Here is a 23,927-nt window from a genome sequence, read left to right as displayed (position 1 = left end):
GGTAGAGCGGGAATATACTATTAAGGGGAGCCTTATGAAAGAACATTCTATTACACCCGAGACTGTCAACGAAATTGAACGTCTACTACGCGAAATTAGTGTGATTGTAAAGCGCCATGGGCGTGAAATTTTGCACAATTTCCCTATTACTCCGCCCCAATTAAATGCTTTGCTTTGGTTAAATGAAGAAGGAGATCTAACGATTGGGGACCTTAGTCAAAAGATGTATCTCGCTTGTAGTACGATGACCGATCTGATTGACCGTATGGAGAAAAATAAGTTGGTCGCGCGAATTCGTGATGATAAAGATCGTCGAGTGGTTCGCATTCGTCTCTTGGAATACGGTACAGAAGTAATCAATGAAGTTTTAGCAGCGCGCAGAGCCTACTTGGCACAAGTATTAGAAAATGAGACAAATGAAAGCGCTACAATTATGAGAGATTACCTACAGGTTTTATTTGATAAAATGAAAGACTAACCCCTTGTGAAAGGGGTCCTTTTTATTTATATATTTGAGCAGACTAGTATTATTGATCATATCATGATAATTTAAGGGAACTGTAAAAAAGGAGGTGGTAGCATGGATCGTAATGTGATTGGAGTTTTGGATTCTGGAGTAGGGGGGCTTACTGTTGTCAAAGAAATCATGAGACAACTACCTAAAGAGACGGTTTACTACTTTGGTGATACTCTTCGTTGTCCTTATGGACCTCGATCCACAGAAGAAGTGCGCCAATTCACTTTTGAGATCATAGACTATCTTCTCCAATACCCACTTAAAGCCATTGTCATTGCCTGTAATACAGCGACGGCTGCTGCATTAGTTGAGGTGCAGAAACATATCAAGCTTCCCGTGCTCGGAGTCATAGAGCCTGGTTCAAGGGCTGCAATTAAAGCATCTAAACGGGGAGAAATCGGTGTGATCGGTACTGTGGGCACCATTCATAGTAAAGCATATGAGCATGCACTGAAGCGGCTTAATCCTGATCTCACTGTTCATAGCTTGGCCTGCCCCACATTAGTTCCACTTGTAGAAAGTGGTAGGAGAAATACTTCACTTGCTGATCAGGTTGTCGAGCAAGCGCTTCGTCCATTTAAGCAAAAGAAATATGATTCATTAATATTAGGCTGTACGCATTATCCATTACTGACATCTTCTTTTAAGAAGGTGCTTCCCGAACATGTCGAATTGATTAGCTCTGCTGAGGAGACAGCAGTGGAGTTAAGTACCATTTTGCAATATAAAGAGCTTCTATCAGAACAAAAATCATTTCATCGTTTTTTCACCACAGGGGATCAACGATCTTTCCAAGCCATTGCTCAAGATTGGTTAGGCCAGATTGTTCGAGTGGAACATGTAAAATTATCATCCCATCTAGTTCATTTTCCACCAAAAGAAGTTCCATTGCCTTAAAAAGTCCACAGAGTCATATCATGGGCTTTTTTCTTTTTGAAAAATAGTTGTCCTAAAAACAGTTCCCCTTCGTATACATATATCAATACTTGTCCTGTAGGAGGAACGAAATATGAACAAAAAAGTATGTGCCGCCCTAATCGTACCGCTTTTATTGGTTGGATGTATGGGTCAAGACAAAGATGCAGTAGCGCCAATCGATCCACCGCCAGCCGATGTGGCTAAGAAAATGGAGCAAGCGTCTAGTGTCGTAACCACAACACCACCAGCCGATTCAAAATCGGAGGATAAAGAGAATAAAAGCAGTCAGAAAACGGGCGATAAAAAGGTTGTGAAAGGTTCTGAGCTATATTTCTTAACTGATTCGGGCTATGTGGTTCCGTATACACTTTCAAAAGAGTTAAAAAATAGCAATGAAGCATTATCATATCTGGTAGAAGATCAAGCAAAGTCAATGGTTCCTAAAGGGTTTCAAGGTGCACTTCCCAAAGGAACGAAGATCAAGGGAGTACAAGTGAAAGATGGGGTTGCAACCGTCGACTTCAGTAAAGAATTTACCAAGTATGATACCAAGAAAGAGGAGCACATCTTTAGCGCGATTACGTGGACTGTTACTCAATTTGGAAATGTTAAAACGGTGAATCTGAACGTAGAAGGTAAGCCGTACACTGCGAAAAGCAAGATGAAAACACAAGGGCTTTCCCGTCAAGATGGGATTAACTTAGAAATGGCGAAGGGAGTCGATATGACCCAAAGCATGCCGGTTACCCTGTATTTTATGGCTCAATCAGAGGATCGTACGATCTACTACGTTCCGGTTACAAGAATGATTAACCGTGCAGACAATCGCGCGAAATCGGTTCTCCAAGAACTAGTAAGAGGTCCTGAGCTAGATTCTAAGCTTCTTAGCGCCGTTGATAGTACCTTAGCAGTAAATAATGTTGCTCTAAAAGGAGACACCGTCACAGCTGACCTCGGAGAGCAACTCTTACAGTTTAGTGCGGAAAACAAGGCTTCCAAAAATGCGATTGATATGATCGTTCTTTCCTTAACGGAAAATACTGCTGCGAAAACAGTAAAGTTCCTTGTGAATGGTAAAGATAGCACGAGTACGATGACAAAAGGTGAAAAGCTATCGGAACCTGTGTCTCGTCCAGAGAAGATTAATGCAGTTTCTATGTGAGGTTAACATAGAAGAATAGAAGTAGAGGGAGATGCTTGGTTCTGTGTAATCCTGGCATCTTCTTTTTTGTGAGAGTATCATTTGATTATGCTATACTAGATAAATCTAGGATTTGGAGGGATATGCTGTTGAGATTAGACAGACGAGAAAATAATCAACTAAGACCAGTGGAAATCATTCGTCCATACATAAAATCAGCTGAAGGTTCCGTATTGATCAGCGTGGGAGATACGCGAGTGATCTGTACAGCATCCATAGAAGAGAAGGTTCCACCGTTTCTACGAAATTCGGGCAAAGGATGGATTACAGCCGAATATTCAATGTTACCTCGAGCTACCCAACAACGTACGATCCGTGAAGCGAGTAAGGGAAAACTGGGTGGTAGAACGATGGAAATCCAGCGCCTAATTGGACGTACATTACGCTCTGTGATTGATTTAAAAGCGCTTGGTGAGCGTACGATCTGGATTGATTGTGATGTGATTCAAGCAGATGGTGGGACACGTACGGCTGCGATTACAGGAGCATTTGTGGCGTTGGTAGATGCATTAGCGAAACTGAAACAAGCGGGTACGATTACCAAGTTTCCCATTAAGGATTTCCTTGCCGCTACGAGTGTTGGAGTGGTCGGAAACGACGTTCGCCTTGACCTGTGTTACGAAGAAGATTCAAGTGCTGTCGTCGATATGAATCTAATTATGACGGGACAAGGTAAGTTTGTGGAGATTCAAGGGACAGGCGAATCAAATCCATTTAGCAGTGAGCAGCTTATGGAGCTATTAGAGGTAGGAAAAGCCGGTATCGCAGAACTTATTCAACTACAGAAGGACACTCTTGGTGAACATGCTTCTTATGTAGGGATAGGAATATAAGATGAAAAAAGTATGGCAATATCCTTACGTGCTGATCGCATCCCAAAATCAGCATAAACTAAAAGAGTTTCGTGATCTGTTTCAGTTAGAGCTAGGGATTGGCGTAAAAGGATTAGATGAGTTCCCTGATGCGCCTGAAATCATAGAGGATCAAGATACGTTTGAAGGAAATGCAATGAAAAAGTCGGAAACGATCTCTCGTTGGTTAGGGCAACCGGTTCTTTCCGATGACTCCGGGATTGTGGTTCCTGCTTTGGACGGGGCTCCCGGTGTGTACTCGGCTAGATATGCAGGAGAAGGAAGTACAGACCAGCAAAATGTTCAAAAAATGCTTCACGAGATGGAATCACTCCCTGATTCTGATCGTGGGGCTTACTATGTATGTGTTATGGCACTCTCTGTACCGGGAGAAGAATCCAAATTTGTACGTGGAGAATGTCATGGGATGGTCGCTGATGCACCTAGAGGGGAAAATGGATTTGGATATGATCCCGTTTTCTATGTGCCGGGGCGAGGGCAGACGATGGCTGAGTTAAGTAGTGGGGAAAAGAGAGCAATTAGTCATCGTTCGATTGCGACGAAGAAGTTGGTTGAACTTTTGAAGGAGACGTATACGTTTTCATAGAGATGTTGATTAATAGTAGGTACGATACTAGATGGAATAGGGACATGGTCAGACACATTGTCCCTATTCCATTCAACTTACTGACTGATCAAGCTCACCATTGCGTTTACTTAAATAGCGAGTCCGTAACGTTTACAAGAGGTGGTATTCGGCATGAAAATCTTAATTACAAGTGACTCACATGGGAAGAAAGATTTACTTGAAGAGATTATTAAACGAGAGAATCCGGATTACACGATTCATTGCGGTGATTTTTGTACGGATCTAATCGAGTTGCCTGATGTTCCTTTAACAGTGGTGCGTGGCAATTGTGATTGGGAGCAGGTTCCGGAGGAAGATATTTATGAAGTAGATGGATTGCGTTTCTATGTGACACATGGGCATCTATTTCGCGTGAGTCAGTCGGGGTTACCGCTCAAATATCGGGCCGAGGAAAAAGACGCTCAGATCGTTTGCTTCGGGCATTCTCATTATCCAGTTTGCGATCAAGTAGACGAACGACTGTACATCAATCCGGGAAGTATCAAGCAGGCAAGAGGTTTTGCATACCCTACTTATTCGTTGTTGTCGATTGGTAGCGATCAACAGATTGAAGTCACTTATCATCAAGTAGATGGCACTCCGATCACCGAGCGCGGGGGAACCTATCAACTGAAAGTGAAGAAGTAGCCTATTTTCTTCACTTTTTCGTTGACACGGTCACAGTTAACCCTGTATAATCATACTTACTTGCGAATGAAATGATAATCGTGTCCCAGTAGCTCAGCTGGATAGAGCAACGGCCTTCTAAGCCGTCGGTCGGGCGTTCGAATCGCTCCTGGGATGCCAATGAAAAGTGGGAAAAAAGGCGTCATATCAACCTTCTGTATATCTAAGTGCAACGGTCAGTATCACGGTCAAAAAGTCAAAATGTACCTATTTTCGGCTTAGTGAAACTAACTCGTGCTCTTGGAATAATGCAGGGGGTTTTTGTGTTGACGAAAAGAAAAGGTTTGTTAGATGTTAAGGTGAACGTAAATGATTTACTTTCAGAAGCACCTGAAGATGGTTTGATTCATCTGGAGTGTTGTGTTTTATTGACTCTATACCATTAATTAGATAGAGTAGGAGAATATTGAGAAAAGGTGGATAATATGAAACCTATCATAACTCATCCATGGGATTTAGACGAAAAATCAGCTTTGGAGATTCAAAAAAGTTTATCACAACTAGTAACTACCAATGATCAGTTTGACAATATTCATTACATTGCTGGTGTTGATGTTGCCTATTGTGATCATAAAGATATACTTGTTGCAGCGGTTGTAATTTTAGATAGTGACTCACTAAATGTGATAGAGTCTGTTGTTATTGAAGATAGATGCTATTTTCCATATATACCGGGTTTATTTTCTTTTAGAGAAATTCCACCCATTACAAAAGCACTAAATCTATTAAAAAATAAGCCCGATCTTTTTATCTGTGACGGACATGGTTTAGCACATCCTAGACGCTTCGGCTTAGCATGTCATCTAGGAGTTCTATATGATATTCCATCTATTGGGTGTGGCAAAACAAGATTAATAGGGGAATTTGGAGATCTAGGAGAAAAAAGAGGCGATTACTCACCTCTTATTGATGGGAATGAAGTGGTAGGACATGTGTTACGAACTCAAGACAATGTAAAGCCTGTGTTTGTTTCAATTGGTCATAAAATCTCACTATCTACTGCAAGTGCTTGGATTTTAAAAGCCACTCCGAAATACCGGCTTCCAGAAACCACAAGGCAAGCTGATCAACTTGTTCGAAAGAGCTTGAGGTTTTAAGCCGATACGCTCTATGTGCCCTTTTGACTAGTCCATCTGATTTCATCTAATTCACACTTGTGAATCATTTCTTTTTCGAACTCATTAGGCTCTTTCTTTAAATTAATTAAATTCCCGCTCTCATCCCACTCACGAAAATGAGTATAGAAACTAAATTTCCGTTCCGCAATTGATTTTACTAAACCATTTTCAAACCAAACAAATTCCTTTCCATGGACTGTACCTCTACACATATTTTTATAGGAACTAACAGTCTTATCTGGATAAAATCCAACCGTTATCCCATGTGGGATTCCATTATCATAAAAGCTATAGTATGCAAGTGAACCATTAGGATATTTCTCGTATAACAATCCTGAGAAGACTGAGCCACCTTCTTCCATTGGTTTAGTAAAAACTTGTTGTCCAAATTCACCTGAGAAGCATACTTCCCCTTCGAATTCTGTCCCTATTTTTATAACCTCAGACGGAGTCAGAATGTTTAAATCGTCGATATGGATTTCTTCCATAGTTTCACCTCTGTCAATTGGTAGCAACAAAAAAGTCTTGAAGTATATGTGAGCAATGTGGGCACATAGGAAACGGATCGCCTAACGGTTTTACAGTTCCTCCCGATTTAACTACATAAGTCATTAAATCTTTTGGATTTGCTCCATCGAGTAATGCTTTGTTAATTGCATAGACTTCTGCATGTGAACCAGATCCGTGTGTCTTGATATAAGATTCTTTTATCGAACTTGGCATACCATTAATTTTTGAGTCGATTAGTGGATGTAACTCCTTTGGTAAATCTCCATCCATATTGTTTATTGCAGTGTAATACTTTCCGGATTTCTTATCAAATGTAGTTGCAACTGCTGCTCCTAGTTGTTTCTTGGTTAAACCTGAATTTTTTAATGCTGATGCTTCATTATTTACGTATTTCACTAAGCTGTCTAGTTCCTGTTTAGAGAATCCTCTACTTTTTAATATATCATCATTTACACCTTTAGGAAGGATTGTTTCATCAAGAGCCTGTGAACTATTTCCACTCGGACAATCAAGCTTCCCTGCCAATTGTATCGAAGCAAAATAATGCCCTGTATCCTGCTGTTGTATGGCCACACAATCCGAGAACTTCATTATGTACGGTTCAATCTTCGGCCACACAAACGTAATCCCTGTAAGTAACATCGTACCTGCTGTAGTGGTAGCAAGTATTCTCTTGGCATTACCGAATAGATTATCACCGAATGACTTTACTTTGTCACCGAATCCTTTGAAGGAATCAGAGATTGCATCAAAAGCTTTACTTGCTAGAGGAAATTTACTAGAAATGCCGCCTGTCTTCGAAAGAACAAAACCTGCCTTACCTGCTTTATCCAAGCCTTTTGATCCAACGAAGATACCGACAATTTGTGTTGCCGCGTATCCTAGCCACTCTGAACGAGAATTCGCATCACCGTTCACAACCATTTGATCCCACGATTCAGTTATCTCATTCCATACTCCACCTACCATATTAGTTAGATTATTCCAAACCTCCCCTGGGTGCGTAATCCAATGCCAGAGCTTTTTCCCTGACTCAATCGGATTTAGGATGATATATCCAATGAGCCCCAAGGCTCCTACCACTAAGTCAAAGACCCCGATCACGATGTCAGCCAATCCTCGTAAGACACCTTTGATAAAAGAGAATGCCCATTCAACGGCTTGTAGTGCAGGAATCTGCTTCTTCAATAATGCCCATGCTAATGTAGCTGCAGATCCGATTGCTAATGCCCACTTCCATGCAGTGTCCATGATACCCTGAATCTTAGCACCTAGATCGTCCAAGATATTATTTACATCATCCCACAGCTCACCGCACCAATCTGTGAAACCGTCCCACTTGTCACTAACCCAATCTCCTGCAGACTCTAGCCAACCTTTTTCCGTTGCGGTTGATGTTTGAGCAATGTCTTGATTGAATCCTCCATTTATGGGAGTATTATCGATGTTGAAATCCACAGCATATGAGACACCATTTCCTATGTAACCAAAACTTAAAAAGACAACCATCATAATAAGTAAGAATTTCGATAATCTTTTTCTATTCGTGTTGTTTCTCATAGATGCAATATCTCCCCCATAACCCAACGAAAAAGGGCAGCTATATGCCACCCCTTTCGTATTAATACTATCTGCGATTTACATGCTAAATATCATCTATTCTAATATTATATAACAAAATTGGAGTTTTTTAAATATTTAATCGAGATAGACAGAACCCAAAGTTGGAGAACACGGTCTAAGTTCGAAAGATGACCGTTGTATAGATCGGAAGAAAGAGCCTTGTGTCCCAGTAGCTCAGCTGGATAGAGCAACGGCCTTCTAAGCCGTCGGTCGGGCGTTCGAATCGCTCCTGGGATGCCAATGAAAAGTGGGGAAAAAGGCGTCATATCAACCTTCTGTATATCTAAGTGCAACGGTCAGTATCACGGTCAAAAAGTCAAAATGTACCTATTTTCGGCTTAGTGAAACTAACTCGTGCTCTTGGAATAATGCAGGGGTTTTTTTATATTGACGAAAGAATACCTAAAAATAGGTATTTTTTTGTTATATTATATATAAAAAAACTAGTTTTCTTTTGAACTTATATATATAATATACGATTGTAATTATAATGAAATACATAGGAGATGAAATGTATGAAACGTATCACTAAACCATTCGCAGTACTTGCAACACTAGCACTTTCTGTTACCGCATTCCAAGGAGTTGTAGCTGCACAAGAAACAAAAACAGTCGACCCAAAAGTCAGCGGAACAGTAGCTAACAGCCAAAAGGATGACAAAGCGCTCAATCCTCCAATTACTCCCGCTAACGAAAAAAACAAACCCGCTGTGAATAGTAAAAAAGTTGATATTAAGGTAACCGAGACTGACGACTATTTTAAAGTACAGCTTAAAGATGTTAAAGAAGCAAAGGGTACATGGACAATGCTTGCTGGAGGCCAAGAAATTCACTCAGCACAAGCTGGTACCTCTTTCACTTTCTACACTTTCCCAAGAGTTTGGGACATAATTGAAGAGACTGGTGGGAATTCCTTGGAGTTTCGATTCGAAGGAACGTCTAATGGAACACCTATAAAATCATCCTTTGTATATAAGCCTGAAGCTGGCCTCTCACGCATTTCCCCTAGTACTGAAGTAAAAGATGGAAAGCTTTATGTAACCGCAACACTAAAAAGTTACTATAGAGTAGAAGGTCATTGGTCTTCTGTGGTAAGCAAAACTCCCGAGTTCAAAAAAGAAGACATCATTGAATATGATATGGGACCAGCATATGGAAAATACAGAAATTTTATCCTTCGGAAATTAGAGCCAGGTAATACTTACTATGTGCGTGCCACTTTAAATGGTACGATTGATGATAAAAAGAAAGTTATTTCTACAACATTTAAAGTCACCATGCCAAAAAAGGATACAGCTTCAACAGGTACACAAACTGATCCTGTAAAACCAATTTCAACAGGTACACAAACTGATCCTGTAAAGCCAATTCCAGTTGCAACTACAAATCCAGTTACCAACGAAAATGCTAAAAAAGAAGTGAAAAAAGAAGGTGGACACTTGCCAAAAACAGCTACTAGTTATCCAATTGCGATGGTTGGTGGAGCTGCCGCTTTAATGGTGGGAGCAGGTCTATTCTTCGTAGTTCGTCGTCGTAAACAAAACCAACAATAATTTTTAAGAATCGAAAGCATGCCTAAAAATAGGTATGCTTTTTTTCTGGCGTAGTAACCGTCGGTCGGGCGTTCGAATCGCTCCTGGGATGCCAATGAAAAGTGGGGAAACCACTTAATAAAGACCTCCCACATTATTATGTTTTTTCTCATAATGATGTGGGAGGTCTTTTATGGGACGGGTTATACGAAATTAATCTTCTTCGTCTTCAAAAGCCTCAAAATCTGGGTCGTCCTCGTCATTTTCTTCATCATCTTCTTCGTCAAAAACTTCATCGATTACTTCCGATATTAACATCCCGGCAAGGAAACCACCTACAGCCCCTGCTACAACCCCGCCGATGCCACTACCTTCATGATGGGAGCTGTGATAATAATGCCCATGGTGGTAATAGATATCATAAGAGTGCGGATTACGTAACATGTCTTCCATTTGATCGATCAAGAACACAGTGAGCTCATCCGTGTTTTCAAGTAGAGAATTTGCCAACCAAATTTGCCTTTTGATTTCTTTTTCTCCTGAGAAGGAAAAGGCGTCAAGCTCCAAATGAAGAAGGATACCCTCTGTTTCACAAGTCATGAAAAACTCAATCTCTTCCACCTTACCAGCTAAAAACGAACCTGGAGCATATTCAAACTCTTGAACCTTACCGTTGAACTTCTTAGAGCCGTGTTTCTCATAGAACCCGAGTTGTGAAATGGCACTTAATACTTGATTCATACGGGAGTTTGGCACAACTTCTAAAAAGTCGCGGTCAGAAGCATCTACCGCTCCAGCTATATCAAGGTTGGTAGAGAAGTAATAGGAAACATACGGAGAGGAAAGGAGCCAATTATTGGGGATTACATATTGAATGGGAAAAGAGAGTTGCTCACTTGCTTGAATGGCCCTATGTACAGGCAAGGAGAATGTTTCGATTTTGTGAGTGTGTAATTGTTCGTGATGATGGAAGTCAAGGAAGAGGTGTACCTCAATTATATTGATATGTTGTTCAACATTTCCGCCTTTTACAACCACTTCACCATGTAGAGATTCACCTAAGGCGACTTGGCTATTTGATAAACGAAAGTCAACCTTTGCCCCACCATGTCCGATACTTGCTAAAATCTTTTTAAACATCTTGGCTATCTCCCCCTAATAAGGTTTCTAGCGAATTTTACCATAAAATGTTTAACTATATATTAAGATTGGGTATTTTTTATGAGGTACTTCCTTTTCAACATATATGTGGTTACAAACACATCACTTTCGTTTAAACTAGGGTTAATAGTAAATAGGAGGGTTTCATTAATTGGACGACTTTATAGAAATAATCTTGAATTTATTGCTTGTCCTATTTTTGGTGTTATTAAATGGCTTTTTTGTAGCATCTGAATTTGCGATTGTAAAGGCACGATCTACTCGTATTCAGAGTTTAACTACTTCGAGAGGGAAGATCGCACAAAAAGTAATTAGCAAGATGGATGCGTATTTGTCGGCTACACAGTTAGGAATTACTCTTGCTTCCTTAGGACTTGGGTGGGTAGGGGAACCTGCTATTGCCAAGATGTTAGAGCCACTCTTATCGTATTTGCAAGTACCTGAATACCTACTACATCCAATTGCTTTCGTTGTAGCCTTTACTATTATTACCTTCCTGCATATCGTAGTGGGAGAAATGGCTCCTAAAACGTTAGCTATTCATAAAGCTGAACAAACAACCCTTTGGACTGCAAGACCACTCCATTGGTTTTATATGGTCTTTAAGCCATTTATTGTTTTCTTGAATGGGGCTGCGAATCGACTTCTACGCCTCATGGGTATGGAATTTACAGAAGATCATCAGCACGTTCATACAGAAGAAGAGATCCGGTTGGTTATCAAGCATAGCTACAAAAGCGGTATGATTGACCAAACTGAACTAAAGTTGTTTGATAATGTGTTCGATTTTACAGCCCGAATTACGAGAGAAGTTATGATTCCTCGTGTAAATATAATGGGCTTAGATTTAGATGCTTCTTGGGCACAAAATGCAGAAATCATTCGATCAACAAAGTATGCCCGCTTTCCAGTCTACCGGGGTGATAAGGACGAAATTGTAGGGATGCTGTTGGTTCGGGATCTCTACGATTATATCTGGGACCAGAAGGAATTTAACATTGAGGATCATTTGCGTCCTGTCCTCTCCATTCCTGAAACGATGGAAATTAAAGACGTAATGATACGAATGCAAAAGAGCAAATCTCATTTGGCCATTGTGGTGGATGAATTTGGTGGGACATCTGGTCTCATTACCTTGGAAGATATTTTCGAGGAAATTTTCGGAGAGATTCAAGATGAATTTGACGAAGAGGAACCGGAGATTTTGAAGACCGCCAAAGGGGCATTGGTTCACGGTCATGTCCTAATTGATGAAGTGAATAAATATCTCCAGCTTGATATTAATGATTCAAGCAATGATACGATCGGTGGTTGGTTGTTTTCAAAGCTAGAAAAGTTACCCACAGTTGGAGACTTTGTTGAATATAAGGGGCATAAATTGCTTGTAGAGCAAGTAGATCAAAGACGGATTTCTAAGGTGTTAATAGAGAAAACGATGAGCTAAAAGAAATGAGTATATCTCTCTACGGGATATACTCATTTTCATGTCTATTGAGGGGAACCCCTTTTATTACATTGCTTTTGGAGCCTTTATACCTAAGATTCTCAAGCATTCCTCAACCACAGTTGCTACAGCATACACTAGGCTCAAACGAGCCTCCCTGTCTTCTGAGTCTAGAATTCGTACTTTTGCATAGTAGCTATTAAAATGACGGGCTAGATCCAAAGCATACCGAGCTATTTTCGATGGATCATAATCTTCCCAAGCCTGTTTCACTACTTCATCAAAACGAGTGAGATGCGTGATGATGTACCATGCTTCTTGTTCAGTGAGTGAGTAACCTGATTCGGGAGTGAAGTTTCCAGCTTTACGCAACAACGAGTGACAACGGGCATGGGTGTATTGCAAATATGGCCCTGTTTCTCCATCGAAATTAAGCATCTGTTCAAATGAGAAATCAACATCGTTGGTTCGGAAGTTTTTCAAGTCTTGGAAGATAACGGATCCGATCCCGATTTGCTTGGCTACCTCGTCTTTGTTTTTGAGGGTAGGATTTTTTTCGCTAATCATTTGATGTGCGAGATCGATTGCTTCATCTAAAACTTCTTCTAATAACACAACTCTTCCTTTTCGGGTAGACATTTTCTTGCCATCTTGTAACATCATCCCAAAAGGGATATGAACCATTTCATTCTCCCATGTGAAACCAGCTTTACGAAGTGCTAGCTTTACTTGCTTAAAATGTAGGGATTGTTCACTTCCAACGACATATAAGGACCGAACAAAGTCAAATTTTCGTTTCCGGAATAGAGCAGTGGCAAGATCCCGAGTGGTGTAGATGGTGGCTCCATCTGATTTTTGAATGAGACAAGGCGGATAATCGTATTCATCTAGCTTGACAACAAGTGCACCTTCGCTTAATTCAAGAAGCCCTTTTTATCAAGGATTTCGATCACTTCATCCATTTTATCGTTATAAAATGCTTCTCCTTGTATATGGTCAAATGAGACTCCTAGTAGATCGTAGATTCGAAAGAACTCGTTTAAGGATTCCTCCCGAAACCAGTTCCAGAGGTGACGAGTTTGTGGATCACCATCTTCGAGCATTTTGAAGGTACGACGACCCTCATCGACTAACTCAGGATGCCTTTCAGCTTCATCATGAAATTTTATGTAAAGGCTTAGGAGTTCTGAAATAGGCTGTTTTTTTACGAGCTCTTCGCTACCCCATTTTAGATAAGCAACGATTAATTTTCCGAATTGAGTCCCCCAATCTCCTAAATGATTGATACGGATAGGGGTATAGCCGTTCTTTTCTGCCAGATTTGCAATGGCATTACCAATGACGGTAGAACGAAGGTGCCCCATTGAAAATGGTTTTGCGATATTGGGCGCAGATAGATCGATGGTTACGTTACTTCCTTGTCCATCCGAATTAGTGCCAAATGCTCCCTTCAATGTGATGATTTGATGGATGATTTCTTTGCTGATGTATGTCTTATCCAGAAAAACGTTGATGTACGGACCTACGGCTGTAACCTTCGAAAAAAGAGAATGATGAATAGATGGAGCTATCTTCTGTGCGATATCCTGTGGAGATCTCTTACATGATTTAGCCAAGTTAAAACAAGGGATTGCATAATCGCCAAAGTCAAGATTTTTAGGCTTTTCTACTGTGAGTTCGGTGTTAGTGACATGATCTTTTAATGTTTGTTCAAGTGCTTGAACGACCATCTTTTTAATCTCCATCTCAATTCCTCCCTAAAATAAAGAAAAAACCCATCTCCATAAAGGAGACGAGTTTTCCCGTGGTACCACTCCAGTTGCAAATAAGATTGCCACTCTTATCGATAACGGGATCATTTCCGGATACGCCTACTGTAGTTCAACGTAACAACTCATGAGTGCGGTTCAATGAAAGGTGTTTACTAGGCTTGCAGCGTCCCTAGCTTGCTGAAAAACAATCCCTTTATCTACTCTCTCAGTCATTGATTTAACAGTATCAAATTTTATATAGCATCTTATCGGATACCAATAGGGAAGTAAAGGAGTGTAGGGGCCATACTCAAAAAATAGCATTGTCTTATCGGATCATTTACTAGATACTTATCTATTTTAATTTCTCCTTGCGAAGAGCAAGAACTAGAGAAAATATGATACCAAACAGAATGAATATAAACGGAAACGATACAATGATTGAAGCAGTTTGTAGAGCATTTAATCCCCCCGAGAACAGCAGAATTGCTGCAGAAGCAGAAATAATGAGTCCCCAAGTAACTTTCATATAGTTAGATGGATTGAGAGAGCCATTACTTGATTGCATCCCTAATACAAATGTTGCTGAATCAGCTGAGGTAATGAAGAATGTCGCAATCAAGAAAATAGCTAATACTGATAATATCCCGCCCATTGGATACTGCTGTAGCATGGCAAATAGTGCAATTTCCGTGCCTTGATCGCTCATAATGTTAAACAGAGAAAAGTCCTTTGCAAGCTCTAGATGTAGGCCTGAGCCACCAAATACAGAAAACCATAAAGCACCAAAAAGAGTAGGGACTAAAAGAACTCCTATCACAAACTCTCTAATTGTCCTCCCCTTTGACACACGAGCAATAAAGGTCCCAACAAAAGGAGCCCAAGCAATCCACCATGCCCAATAAAATACCGTCCATCCTTGTATCCACTCATTTGTTTTTGGGAAAAATGGAGCCATATTTAAGCTCATTGCGGGAAGGCTTTGAATGTAGTTACCTATCGTTGTTACAAATATATTCATGATAAATTTAGTTGGTCCGACAAATAAGAGTAATAAAAGCAATAATACTGCTAAGATGATATTTGAATTACTTAAATACTGAATCCCTTTACTAAGACCGGTTGCTGCAGACACTAAAAACAAAAGAGTTACAACTACAATAATCACTAGTTGAGAAGTGAAGTTGTTACTAATATTCGTTAGATAAGAGAGCCCTGCACTAATTTGTACAGCTCCAAATCCTAGTGAAGTAGCTACTCCAAAAACCGTTGCGAATATGGCGATAATATCAATAGTCTTACCGATTGGCCCATTTACTTTTTCTTTGAGCAAAGGATAGAAGATATAACTGATCAGGCCAGGGGCATTCTTTCGGAATTGAAAATAAGCAAGTGCGAGTGCTAATACGCTATAAATCCCCCATGGATGCAGTCCCCAGTGAAAAAAAGAAGACCGCATAGCTAGCCTTCCTGCTTCAGCAGTTTGAGGATCTCCTACAACAGGATTATGGTAATGTGAAAGTGGTTCAGCTACACCCCAAAATACAAGTCCAATCCCCATGCCTGCACTAAATAGCATAGCAAACCAACTAAGGGTACTATACTCTGGTTGATCCGTATCTTTTCCTAGTTTGATTTTTCCATATGGACTAAAAATCAAATAAAAGGAGAAAACAAGAAACAGAGTGGCTGATAAAAGGTAAAACCATCCAAAGTCTTCTTGTAAATATTTTTGAATGGCTGATGTGTATGTAGTCAAGTGTACAGGATAGAAAGCACCCCACAAGATAAATAAAAAGGCTATTGTGACAGATACCATGAATACAGTCGTAAATTTTTTCATAATTCTCCCTTTCTTAATGGATTGTACATTAGGTGCGTATCGTATAAAAAGTTTCTCCTATCCCTTCTTCGCATTTTTAATGTACAAAGCTTATTATAACGAAACTAATTACTAAGATGCCAACATTGGACCGAATATAAAATAAAAAACGCTATTCTTCACGGTGAGAAGATAGCATTTTTCCCGTGGTGTAGGTATCTACATCCATTCGTCATCATAGCCAGATTCTTCTTGCTCTAACTGACGATATGCATCGTTGTGAGTGATCTCGGCAAATCCGGTTACGTGTCCCGTGATATCGGTAATTGCGACTGCTTCGACTAAATCGACATAGCCGCGTGGTTCATCTTGATCTATATATAGACTGTTGTAATCTTCTCCGTCTCGAAAGAAATCGGGGGGATTGGATGTACCGTATTGTTCGACGGCTTGCCATGCATCCTCTCCGTCAAAGGCGTTATAGTCGGGCTTGTCTAAGAATGTGTGCTCGGGGGAGTGTAATACTTGTTCTTCGACAGGTCGACGAATAGAGGAATGTTGCTCAGGCTGGTGTTCGATACAATACTTGGTCCATGGAACGGCTTCTAGTCGTTCAAATGGAATCTCTTGATGACATACGGTGCACTGACCGTAATCCCCAGATTTTAGGCGTGATAAGGCATCTTGTATATCATGTAAATGGTGCTCGTCCATATCATGTAGTCCTAAGTCTTTGGAACGCTCAAATAGTTCTGAGCCTAAATCAGCTGGGTGGTTGTCATAACCGGATAATTCGCCTACTGATTCATTCATTGAATTTTCTAATCCGTAGTGTCCATGTTCCTCAAATCGTTTTTGTAATTCTAACTGTTCTTGTTCTAGAAGCCCTTGAAGTTGTTTTTTTTGTTGGTTGTTTATCATATTCAAAAACCTTCCCTCACACTTGTTAGGATTAGAATGTGCGAAGGAAGGCAAAAGCATGTAATCAACCTTATTTATTTTCTTTCAGACGACTTTTTTCGGTAAGCATAAGGTATAGATATAGTCCTAATCCAATTAGTACAAATACCATGCAAGCAGCAATGGCAACATACACCTTTCCAGTGCTGAAGTAGCTAAAAGCGGATGAAAAGAAGCCGAATAAAATGGTGCTGATGGCTACTGTATAGAGTAGCGCGCGAATCTTATGCATCGCAAAGCGAGATCGAGTTTCTCTGGTGAGCATGCTGTAAGTGATGAGCGCGGTACCGAGCATGATGAACAAAAAGCCAGAGCCAACTACGACATTGGGAGGACGGTGCATAAAAAACACAATGACAGAGTTAAACATACCAAAAATCGTCAATAGTACGCCTATGATGATTCCCATGGTGGAGATTCTTTCTTGTGCCCTAGAATGAATGGATTGTTTTACTGGGTCTTCTCCATATTGGCGTAGCTCTTCAGCTAAACTGCTTAAATTCCCCATGGAAGCGATCGCATCTCTAAATGCTTCCTCTTCATCTTTTCCATTTTTGATTAAATCCATTGAGCGTTCTTTTAAGTTCATAAACAACTCTTCTTTTGTATCGAAAAGATGTTGTGTCTCTTTAATCCCTTCAAATTGACGATTTAGATAGATTTGGATCTGACTATCGAGCGTTTTATTTTTATTCATGGTCGATTACTCCTTCAATGAGTTGGTTTAATATCTCTTTGGCTATATTCCACTCATCTTTACTTTGTTTATAAAAATCATTACCAGAGTCTGTAATTCGGTAATACTTCCGTCTGCCGCCTTGTGTTTCATCTCCCCAATAGGAGCTGATATATCCGTCCTGTTCGAGTCTGCGAAAGGCGGAGTATAATGTTGCTTCCTTTAGTTCGTACTGCTGATGACTAAGTTGGATGATCTTTTGGTAAATCTCATAACCGTAGCTATCCCCTTGTTGTAATACATTTAAAATGATGGTACTTGTATGACCTCGAATCAGATCCGTTGATATTGTTTTACCCATAGTTATTCACCTCACAATATAAAATGTAACACACATATATATGTCTGTCAAAGTAATTTTCCTATCCAAGTTTAGATAAGATGAATATAAATTCATTCCCCTTTCGATTCAGTTCAGATAAAATAATAAATAAATCTACCAAAGGAGCGGGTCGAATGAATAAGGCGATCATATTCCACGACATTATTGATGCGGTCGAACGACTCCGTGGAGTAGCAAATCGTACACCAGTATTAACTTCTAGAGTTCTAAATGAATTGTCTAGGCAACAAGTCTATTTAAAATGTGAAAATTTCCAACGGGGTGGAGCTTTTAAATTTCGGGGTGCTTATAATGCGTTAAGTAAATTGTCAGAGGAGGAAAGAAAGCGGGGTGTAATTGCGTTTTCTTCAGGGAATCATGCCCAAGGACTAGCTCTTGCATGTAAGATCCTGGATGTACAAGCCACCATTGTGATGCCAGATGATACCCCAGAGGTAAAGATTGAGGCTGTGCAAAATTATGGAGGGAATGTACTTTTTTATGATCGACATAAGGAAAGTCGAGAAATGATTGCCGCTAGGTATTCGGAGGAACACGGAATGGCCATTATTCCACCGTTTGATCATCCTGATATTATTGCAGGCGCTGGAACAGCGGCATATGAGTTGATGCAAGAGCATCCATTTCTGGAGCATTTGGTTACTCCAGTAGGGGGAGGAGGGCTTATATCGGGAACAGCTCTTGCAGGAAAAGGCATGAATCCACGTGTGAAGATTTATGGTGTGGAGCCTGAAGGAGCTGATGATGTAAGGAGATCGATACTGCAAGGGGAAAGAGTTCGAATTGATCCGCCGGATACGATCGCAGATGGACTGAGAACCCAGCAGGTAGGGGAGAGGAATTTTCCGATTATCCAGCAAATGGTTCACGAAGTGGTGACAGTATCGGAAGAAGAGATTGAAGTTGCCATGCGATTTGCAATGGTTCGCTTAAAGATCGTAATTGAGCCATCAAGTGCAGTTGCTCTAGCGGCTGTTATGTTCCGCAAATTTCAAATTGAGAAAGGAAGTTGTATTGGGGTCATTCTCAGTGGTGGGAATGTGGAATTATAAGAGTAGGAATGGAACCAATATAAAAAAGACGTACTCTCTAAATGAATGGATATTCCCCTAGGTAGGCTACCTTTTGGGGTCATATCATATCACAGGAGTTCGTCTTTTTATTTTTAGATGGACGATCTTTTTACGATTCGGCGGTAGAGAAGTTAATGGAGATGTTGTTGATTGTATTAAGTAGCACAGCTTGGAAAGCAAAAGCGGCTACATTGTTATAGTTATTGTAGTAATCGGATAAATCGTCATTGGGAAATTGGACTATTTCTGGTTCAAAAATAGGAAAGACAGCAACAGGACCTAATGGAGGTGTAATGGAGCGAACTCGGACAAGGGAGAAGAGATTGTTTGTAGAAAAAGCTCGTCGATACAGACGTGCGATTTGTTGAGGGGTGATGGCAATAGTACTATTTGGTGTTACTGTTTGTCCGTTGTTTGTTTGAATCTGGATGGTTACGGTAGTCCCTCCAAATTGCACATTATTTTGGATAAGAGTAGCGATAGCCCTTGCTCTTCCTAAGTTACGAACGACAATAGGTAAGGTATAGTTCGATCCATTAGCGCGTAGATTACGAACTCGGACATTTGGATCTGCCCCTACTGTATTTTGAACAAGGTTAGCGAAAGTTATCCAAGGAGGGGAAAGGGCGATTTGATACGATGGTGACTTTTTCTTTGTTTTCAAATCATAAACCCCCTATAACATGTATTCTCTATAAGATATGAAGATAGGTTATCAGAAGTGTGGGTATTCAAAATAGAAATGCCTGATGGAGTGATAATCCATCAGGCGAGGTAGGTGTTCTATTCAATCGAAGGTACCAAGTGCAACTGATTGGTGTAACGAAGATCGACATCTGCCCTCATAGAATGAATCGAATCTTTGTTTAGGGGGACTTTTCCATTCCGTGCAATTCTTTTCCATGATTTTACATCTGATCGATACAGTTTTTCAGAAAGTCGATAAATATCTGTATCTTGCTTGATCGATTCATTGTAGGTAAGCATTACTTCTTCTTCTATCTTTTTAGAGATCTCTTTATTTAGAAACGCGAGATCTATTTTTTGATAGAGTGCACTTACAACAGCAGATCCCTTGATTTTAATATCAAATTGGACCTTATTTCCTTGAACCGATGGAACAATATCAGTGTTCAACTTTTGGACGATAATGGATGCGGCTGGTTTTCCATCTTTGTGTATGGAAATTTGTCCACGTTTTGTTTTATCTGTTAACCATCTAAGGCCAACTCCTTCCGACTCTGTTAAGAATCCTTTATACGCATGATTGGTGATGATAGTAACTCCGTGAAGGCGGATACCCGATGTAACTTCTTCTTTCTCTTCAATCCGATTAGGTGTAATACTAACGGTTGGGATAACTGCTTCATGCCCAGGTTCATCTAGTTTAATAATCACTTCTCTCATCGTAACGGGTTTCACAAATGAACCCTGCTCGAAGATCGTTTTAGGATTATCTAAACTAGATGGATAGTTAGATGCTACGAGAAGGTCCCTAAGCGGTGCATGGCTAACATAAAACCAAAGGTGGTAGCGAATTTCTACGAAACGATCCAACATATCTAAAATCTGCTGTTGCCCTCCATTCTTGATAGCCGCTTCTGTCATAATGACAAAAGAGAGATGACCCCAAAATATTTTTCGATCACTTGATTTATAGACATTAAAAACGGCTTCATCCACATCCCGTCCCTCCCCCCAGATGATTTCCCCGTGAGGGCTGGTGGGGCGGCCTTGTTCAGATTTTCCAGATGTTCCGAGATCAAACAGTTGAGAGTAGACTGTATAAACACCATCTTTAAAATCAACACCGAGTCCATTTGCATACACCATTTGTTCAGGTTCATTCAGATCCCAACAACCCGTAATCGTTAGTGGGAACAGTAAGAGGAGGACTATTGTGAGCCATAATTTCTTTTTCATCCTTTGTCGCTTCCTTTTCTTGTCGGGTCTTTGGGATGAAATTCCTGTGGACGACTAATGTATCTATTGGTAGGGAGACGGAATAACGATTTCATGAAATGGGAAAAGCTCGCTCTAGTAGCAATTTCCAAATAAGGGTAGCCAAACGTATGTAGACTGGCTAAGTAAATCAAAATGAAGAAGAACGAGAGACAAAAGCCAAATAGACCGAAAATGGATGCCAAGATGAGAGACAGGAAGCGCAGAATACTGATCGCACCGATGATGGACTGATTAACAAGGGTAAAGGTAGCAATAGTGGAAACGGCAATGACCACGACTGTTACCGGACTTGTTAGCCCTGCTTGAATAGCGGCATCCCCGATGATGAGTCCACCTACTACACTTAATGTTTGACCAATCGCAATCGGAAGTCGTAAGCCGGCCTCTCGAAATAGTTCAAACAGAACTAACATCAAGAGAGCTTCTAGAGGGATCGGTAAAGGAACGCCCATTCGCGATTCAATAACGGTAGTCAATAGAGCAAAAGGGATTTGATTTTGATGGAATCCAGTAACAGCCACCCAAAATGCCGGGAGGAGCGTGGCTATGAAGACCCCTATAAATCGAAGAAATCTTGCTAAGGAGCTGTAGATTGCTGTGTATTCACTATCCTCTGCCGCCTTTAACTGTAATAAGATATTAGAAGGAATAATGATGGCATACGCAACCCCATCGAGAAGAATTGTAATTCTCCCGCTCAAAAGAGATTGAACGACAAAGTCAGGTCTACCTGTGTAGTTATGCAGGGGGAAGAGGTTCCCATTTTCTTCGATTAACTCCATGAGCTGGTTTCCACCATATATGGCATCAATGTCGATTGCTTCGATTTTTTTTCGGGCTTTTTCGAGTAAGTCTGGATTAGCGATATCATCCATGTATAGAAGAGAAATGGTTGTTTTACTACGTCTTCCAACCTCGAAAAATTCGACACACATCGAATTTGTTTTGAGGCGTTTGCGAATGAGTGAGATATTGGTCGTGAGATCTTCAATAAAGTTATCACGGGGCCCCTTAATCGTAACTTCCATCTTGCTTTCTTCGGGGGTTCGTTGCGGTCGCTTAGATAGATTGGTCGAAACAAGGTAACCTGTATTTTCAAAGTAGATGAGTGTTTTTCCAGAAAATACATCAGATATGACTTCATTTGCAAGATGGACTTCTTGAACATTCGGTAGGTGTAACTGTTCTTGTATAAGGGAGTACGTCATTTCATCGCAAGGATCTAGGGCATCTAAAAATTGATGGATGCGGTCTTGCAGTAGACGATTCATTGTATCTTGATCGACCATGCCTGAACAAAAGATGAATAGAACTCGCTGGACTGGATCCCCAGATTGGTATTCTTGAAAGTAAACATCGGGGCATTTTTGAAACAAATTACGTAAAATGCCTTCATTTAGGGGCTCCTGTTTTGGATGGGAGTACGTTAATTCATCGCTAAGGGCTTTATTTTTCATTTTCTTTTTTCTAAGGCTAAATTTCATACGAAATCACCCCTGCGCTTTGTTCGCTTTTTTCTTAGACTTTTTACTACCAAACCACACACATATGGCCAATATGATAGAGATGGAGGAAAATATATAGGCTGTAAGTGGTAAAAACAAGATTTTTTCCCATTTATAAAATATGGTATCGCTTGCCCCTATACAAACTAAAATAGTAGAGAGTGTGATGATACCAAGCATGATATATTTTCTTGTAGCTTTTTTCTGCAATGGGAAAAGCTCGCCAATGATGATTAAATATAATGAGATTCGGATAAACGCCCCTGATAGCCACTGATAAATAGATAAAAAATCAAGATGCCCGACGAATTCAGAAAGCTGAACAAGTCCCCATTCCTCAAATGCTGGATAGCGTTGTCGTGCGGCTTCTTTCGGACCAAATTCAATAATGGCTCCCAGAAGAGGGCCTAGTGCTAAGGAGGACAAGATGAGGATATTCCAAGCAAGATGTTTGTATTTTAAGGGTTTTTTGACCTTGTGTTGAAGCAGAATAAAGATAACCATTTCGACTATGCCAGAAGCTGGATAGATGGACCCTTGTATAACAGGTTTCATGCCATTTTCTAAAAAAGGCAGAAGTAATGAGTAGTTTTTTACTTGTAGATTACTAATACCGGCAAAAAAGCCAAATGCGACAATGGCAAAGATCAACACAAAATTAACGATAGCCAGAGTTCGGAGGCCCTTGAGAGCTAAGTAAAAGGCGGTACTAGCTAGTATCACGGTAATAAAATATTTAGGTGTGGACGGAAGGTAGGATATACTAGTCCAAACAATCGTATCGTTTAAAGCAAAAGAAACAATGGCTGTACATTCTAGAAGAATCAGGAACGAAATAATGTAGGTAGGAGTTTTTCCGATATGATCTCTAAGCCAAAGGATCAACGATTGGTTCTCCTCTTGCGTTTTTTTATTTATATAAATTAATAGAGGGGCCCATAGTAAGGCGACAATCAGGATAATGATAGGAGTCATCCAGGAGTCTCTGCCTGCTGTTTGAATAAGGGGTGGGATTACAAGGACATGACTTTTGAATCCGATTGCAACCATACCGATCATGGAAATATGAATGATAGAAATGGATTTTGTATGATTCATGTGTGACATCTCCTAATTGATGATGCCCTTATCATTTGTTAAAATGGTAAATTTTATTTATATGTAAAAAAACCTTCGCTTTCGGATTTGCCGAACGAAGGTTTTGTGTATGTATGGTCTTATTTTGGTTCATCTACTAATTTTTGAATGTCACGTAGCTCTTGCTCAATGTAAAGTAATTGTTTCATTAGATCCTTGTTTCCTGTTTCATCTTTTACATATAATTGTACACTTGTTCCAAAGCTTTGATCGATGAGAGCTAAGGCATGCTTAATCTTTTCATGGATCTTCTCTTTTGTATCACCCTTGGATAGAAGTTCTACGGATTGATTGGGCTTCATCACCATCTCCTCCTCAGGCTCATCTTGTAGAAGAGTGAGCTCTAGATCTACTGTTTCAAAGTTAGATGTGGGTTTGTTAGATGTGCGTTTGATAGAAATTACTCCTTTTCAACTAAATTATCTACTTAGTTCATATACATTCA

The 23,927-nt window shown here is 40.2% G+C and carries 22 protein-coding genes, 2 tRNA genes, 1 pseudogene and 1 other annotated feature; of the genes and pseudogenes, 12 read left to right on the top strand and 13 right to left on the bottom strand.

Annotation, left to right across the window (positions count from 1 at the left end):
• The first annotated feature begins 34 nt into the window (after positions 1–34).
• From BT147_RS02985 to nfi, 8 genes are all read left to right on the top strand, one after another.
• Entirely contained in the window at positions 35–478 is a 444-nt protein-coding gene (locus tag BT147_RS02985) for a MarR family winged helix-turn-helix transcriptional regulator (RefSeq protein ID WP_072330730.1), read from the top strand.
• A 102-nt stretch (positions 479–580) separates the two neighbouring features.
• Positions 581–1,414, top strand: a complete 834-nt coding sequence (gene racE, locus BT147_RS02980) for a glutamate racemase (protein ID WP_072330728.1) — start codon at positions 581–583, stop codon at positions 1,412–1,414.
• A 112-nt stretch (positions 1,415–1,526) separates the two neighbouring features.
• Positions 1,527–2,597 carry a GerMN domain-containing protein gene (locus BT147_RS02975; protein WP_072330726.1) on the top strand — a complete coding sequence of 357 codons (1,071 nt, stop codon included), beginning with the start codon at positions 1,527–1,529 and terminating at the stop codon, positions 2,595–2,597.
• A 128-nt stretch (positions 2,598–2,725) separates the two neighbouring features.
• Positions 2,726–3,469, top strand: coding sequence for a ribonuclease PH (rph, locus tag BT147_RS02970; RefSeq protein ID WP_072330724.1), 744 nt, complete (start codon positions 2,726–2,728; stop codon positions 3,467–3,469).
• A 1-nt stretch (position 3,470) separates the two neighbouring features.
• Complete coding sequence (locus tag BT147_RS02965) at positions 3,471–4,094, top strand: XTP/dITP diphosphatase (RefSeq protein WP_072330722.1); 624 nt, start codon at positions 3,471–3,473, stop codon at positions 4,092–4,094.
• Positions 4,095–4,247: 153 nt separating this feature from the next.
• A complete protein-coding gene (locus tag BT147_RS02960; RefSeq protein ID WP_072330720.1) occupies positions 4,248–4,763 on the top strand; it encodes a metallophosphoesterase family protein in 516 nt (171 codons plus the stop codon).
• 82 nt (positions 4,764–4,845) lie between these two features.
• Positions 4,846–4,922 (top strand) — tRNA-Arg (locus BT147_RS02955).
• Positions 4,923–5,227: 305 nt separating this feature from the next.
• Positions 5,228–5,899 (top strand): deoxyribonuclease V, encoded by a 672-nt coding sequence (nfi, locus tag BT147_RS02950; protein WP_072330718.1) that lies wholly within the window; start codon positions 5,228–5,230, stop codon positions 5,897–5,899.
• 11 nt (positions 5,900–5,910) lie between these two features.
• Here nfi and BT147_RS02945 read toward each other — a convergent pair whose 3' ends face one another.
• Together BT147_RS02945 and BT147_RS14980 are read right to left on the bottom strand one after the other, a co-directional pair.
• Positions 5,911–6,408 (bottom strand): toxin-antitoxin system YwqK family antitoxin, encoded by a 498-nt coding sequence (locus BT147_RS02945; RefSeq protein WP_072330716.1) that lies wholly within the window; start codon positions 6,406–6,408, stop codon positions 5,911–5,913.
• A gap of 13 nt (positions 6,409–6,421) precedes the next feature.
• Entirely contained in the window at positions 6,422–7,990 is a 1,569-nt protein-coding gene (locus BT147_RS14980; RefSeq protein WP_083426316.1) for a YwqJ-related putative deaminase, read from the bottom strand.
• A 226-nt stretch (positions 7,991–8,216) separates the two neighbouring features.
• Here BT147_RS14980 and BT147_RS02935 point away from each other — a divergent pair.
• A tRNA-Arg gene (locus BT147_RS02935) sits at positions 8,217–8,293 on the top strand.
• Between the two features lie 275 nt (positions 8,294–8,568).
• Complete coding sequence (locus tag BT147_RS02930) at positions 8,569–9,606, top strand: LPXTG cell wall anchor domain-containing protein (protein WP_072330714.1); 1,038 nt, start codon at positions 8,569–8,571, stop codon at positions 9,604–9,606.
• Positions 9,607–9,798: 192 nt separating this feature from the next.
• Here BT147_RS02930 and BT147_RS15390 read toward each other — a convergent pair whose 3' ends face one another.
• Positions 9,799–10,725, bottom strand: a complete 927-nt coding sequence (locus BT147_RS15390) for a sporulation protein (RefSeq protein WP_072330712.1) — start codon at positions 10,723–10,725, stop codon at positions 9,799–9,801.
• A gap of 172 nt (positions 10,726–10,897) precedes the next feature.
• On the opposite strand from BT147_RS15390, the gene BT147_RS02920 reads away from it, so the two are divergent.
• The gene (locus BT147_RS02920; protein WP_072330710.1) at positions 10,898–12,190 is read left to right on the top strand and encodes a hemolysin family protein; all 1,293 of its coding nucleotides are present in this window, start codon (positions 10,898–10,900) and stop codon (positions 12,188–12,190) included.
• A 66-nt stretch (positions 12,191–12,256) separates the two neighbouring features.
• On the opposite strand, the pseudogene argS reads toward BT147_RS02920, so the two are convergent.
• The 5 genes and pseudogenes from argS to BT147_RS02895 form a co-directional block, all read right to left on the bottom strand.
• Positions 12,257–13,935 (bottom strand): annotated as a pseudogene (gene argS / locus BT147_RS02915) (arginine--tRNA ligase).
• A 40-nt stretch (positions 13,936–13,975) separates the two neighbouring features.
• Positions 13,976–14,184 (bottom strand) — a binding site (T-box leader).
• 112 nt (positions 14,185–14,296) lie between these two features.
• The gene (locus tag BT147_RS02910; RefSeq protein WP_072330708.1) at positions 14,297–15,784 is read right to left on the bottom strand and encodes a glycine betaine uptake BCCT transporter; all 1,488 of its coding nucleotides are present in this window, start codon (positions 15,782–15,784) and stop codon (positions 14,297–14,299) included.
• Between the two features lie 198 nt (positions 15,785–15,982).
• The gene (locus BT147_RS02905) at positions 15,983–16,684 is read right to left on the bottom strand and encodes a TraR/DksA C4-type zinc finger protein (protein WP_072330706.1); all 702 of its coding nucleotides are present in this window, start codon (positions 16,682–16,684) and stop codon (positions 15,983–15,985) included.
• A 70-nt stretch (positions 16,685–16,754) separates the two neighbouring features.
• Complete coding sequence (locus tag BT147_RS02900) at positions 16,755–17,420, bottom strand: permease prefix domain 1-containing protein (RefSeq protein WP_072330704.1); 666 nt, start codon at positions 17,418–17,420, stop codon at positions 16,755–16,757.
• Positions 17,413–17,760 (bottom strand): PadR family transcriptional regulator, encoded by a 348-nt coding sequence (locus BT147_RS02895; protein WP_072330702.1) that lies wholly within the window; start codon positions 17,758–17,760, stop codon positions 17,413–17,415. Before BT147_RS02895 ends, BT147_RS02900 begins: the two co-directional genes overlap by 8 nt.
• A 155-nt stretch (positions 17,761–17,915) precedes the next feature.
• Between BT147_RS02895 and BT147_RS02890 the strand changes: the two genes are divergently transcribed.
• Positions 17,916–18,854 carry a pyridoxal-phosphate dependent enzyme gene (locus BT147_RS02890; protein ID WP_072330700.1) on the top strand — a complete coding sequence of 313 codons (939 nt, stop codon included), beginning with the start codon at positions 17,916–17,918 and terminating at the stop codon, positions 18,852–18,854.
• Between the two features lie 130 nt (positions 18,855–18,984).
• Here the strand turns inward: BT147_RS02890 and BT147_RS02885 are convergent, their stop codons facing one another.
• The 5 genes from BT147_RS02885 to BT147_RS02865 form a co-directional block, all read right to left on the bottom strand.
• Positions 18,985–19,539 carry a hypothetical protein gene (locus BT147_RS02885; protein WP_072330698.1) on the bottom strand — a complete coding sequence of 185 codons (555 nt, stop codon included), beginning with the start codon at positions 19,537–19,539 and terminating at the stop codon, positions 18,985–18,987.
• 119 nt (positions 19,540–19,658) lie between these two features.
• Positions 19,659–20,798: a Ger(x)C family spore germination protein gene (locus BT147_RS02880; RefSeq protein ID WP_072330696.1), complete on the bottom strand. Its 1,140-nt coding sequence runs from the start codon at positions 20,796–20,798 to the stop codon at positions 19,659–19,661.
• On the bottom strand, positions 20,795–22,324 hold the full coding sequence (locus BT147_RS02875) for a spore germination protein (protein ID WP_083426313.1): 1,530 nt from the start codon (positions 22,322–22,324) through the stop codon (positions 20,795–20,797). Before BT147_RS02875 ends, BT147_RS02880 begins: the two co-directional genes overlap by 4 nt.
• Before the next feature lie 6 nt (positions 22,325–22,330).
• On the bottom strand, positions 22,331–23,443 hold the full coding sequence (locus BT147_RS02870) for an endospore germination permease (RefSeq protein WP_177239642.1): 1,113 nt from the start codon (positions 23,441–23,443) through the stop codon (positions 22,331–22,333).
• 119 nt (positions 23,444–23,562) lie between these two features.
• Positions 23,563–23,784, bottom strand: coding sequence for a hypothetical protein (locus BT147_RS02865; protein WP_072330692.1), 222 nt, complete (start codon positions 23,782–23,784; stop codon positions 23,563–23,565).
• Positions 23,785–23,927 lie beyond the last annotated feature (143 nt).

The organism is Thermoactinomyces sp. DSM 45891 (assembly GCF_900119485.1).
Lineage (GTDB): Bacteria > Bacillota > Bacilli > Thermoactinomycetales > Thermoactinomycetaceae > Baia.
This window is presented reverse-complemented; position numbering and strand designations above follow the sequence as displayed.

Bases quoted from the DNA above. Each gene is read 5' to 3' on its own strand.
- BT147_RS02985 (WP_072330730.1), top strand. From the start codon at position 35: ATGAAAGAACATTCTATTACACCCGAGACTGTCAACGAAATTGAACGT.
- racE (WP_072330728.1), top strand. From the start codon at position 581: ATGGATCGTAATGTGATTGGAGTTTTGGATTCTGGAGTAGGGGGGCTT.
- BT147_RS02975 (WP_072330726.1), top strand. From the start codon at position 1,527: ATGAACAAAAAAGTATGTGCCGCCCTAATCGTACCGCTTTTATTGGTT.
- BT147_RS02965 (WP_072330722.1), top strand. From the start codon at position 3,471: ATGAAAAAAGTATGGCAATATCCTTACGTGCTGATCGCATCCCAAAAT.
- BT147_RS02960 (WP_072330720.1), top strand. From the start codon at position 4,248: ATGAAAATCTTAATTACAAGTGACTCACATGGGAAGAAAGATTTACTT.
- nfi (WP_072330718.1), top strand. From the start codon at position 5,228: ATGAAACCTATCATAACTCATCCATGGGATTTAGACGAAAAATCAGCT.
- BT147_RS02945 (WP_072330716.1), bottom strand. From the start codon at position 6,408: ATGGAAGAAATCCATATCGACGATTTAAACATTCTGACTCCGTCTGAG.
- BT147_RS14980 (WP_083426316.1), bottom strand. From the start codon at position 7,990: ATGAGAAACAACACGAATAGAAAAAGATTATCGAAATTCTTACTTATT.
- BT147_RS02930 (WP_072330714.1), top strand. From the start codon at position 8,569: ATGAAACGTATCACTAAACCATTCGCAGTACTTGCAACACTAGCACTT.
- BT147_RS15390 (WP_072330712.1), bottom strand. From the start codon at position 10,725: ATGTTTAAAAAGATTTTAGCAAGTATCGGACATGGTGGGGCAAAGGTT.
- BT147_RS02910 (WP_072330708.1), bottom strand. From the start codon at position 15,784: ATGAAAAAATTTACGACTGTATTCATGGTATCTGTCACAATAGCCTTT.
- BT147_RS02905 (WP_072330706.1), bottom strand. From the start codon at position 16,684: ATGATAAACAACCAACAAAAAAAACAACTTCAAGGGCTTCTAGAACAA.
- BT147_RS02900 (WP_072330704.1), bottom strand. From the start codon at position 17,420: ATGAATAAAAATAAAACGCTCGATAGTCAGATCCAAATCTATCTAAAT.
- BT147_RS02895 (WP_072330702.1), bottom strand. From the start codon at position 17,760: ATGGGTAAAACAATATCAACGGATCTGATTCGAGGTCATACAAGTACC.
- BT147_RS02890 (WP_072330700.1), top strand. From the start codon at position 17,916: ATGAATAAGGCGATCATATTCCACGACATTATTGATGCGGTCGAACGA.
- BT147_RS02880 (WP_072330696.1), bottom strand. From the start codon at position 20,798: ATGAAAAAGAAATTATGGCTCACAATAGTCCTCCTCTTACTGTTCCCA.
- BT147_RS02875 (WP_083426313.1), bottom strand. From the start codon at position 22,324: ATGAAATTTAGCCTTAGAAAAAAGAAAATGAAAAATAAAGCCCTTAGC.
- BT147_RS02870 (WP_177239642.1), bottom strand. From the start codon at position 23,443: ATGAATCATACAAAATCCATTTCTATCATTCATATTTCCATGATCGGT.
- BT147_RS02865 (WP_072330692.1), bottom strand. From the start codon at position 23,784: ATGAAGCCCAATCAATCCGTAGAACTTCTATCCAAGGGTGATACAAAA.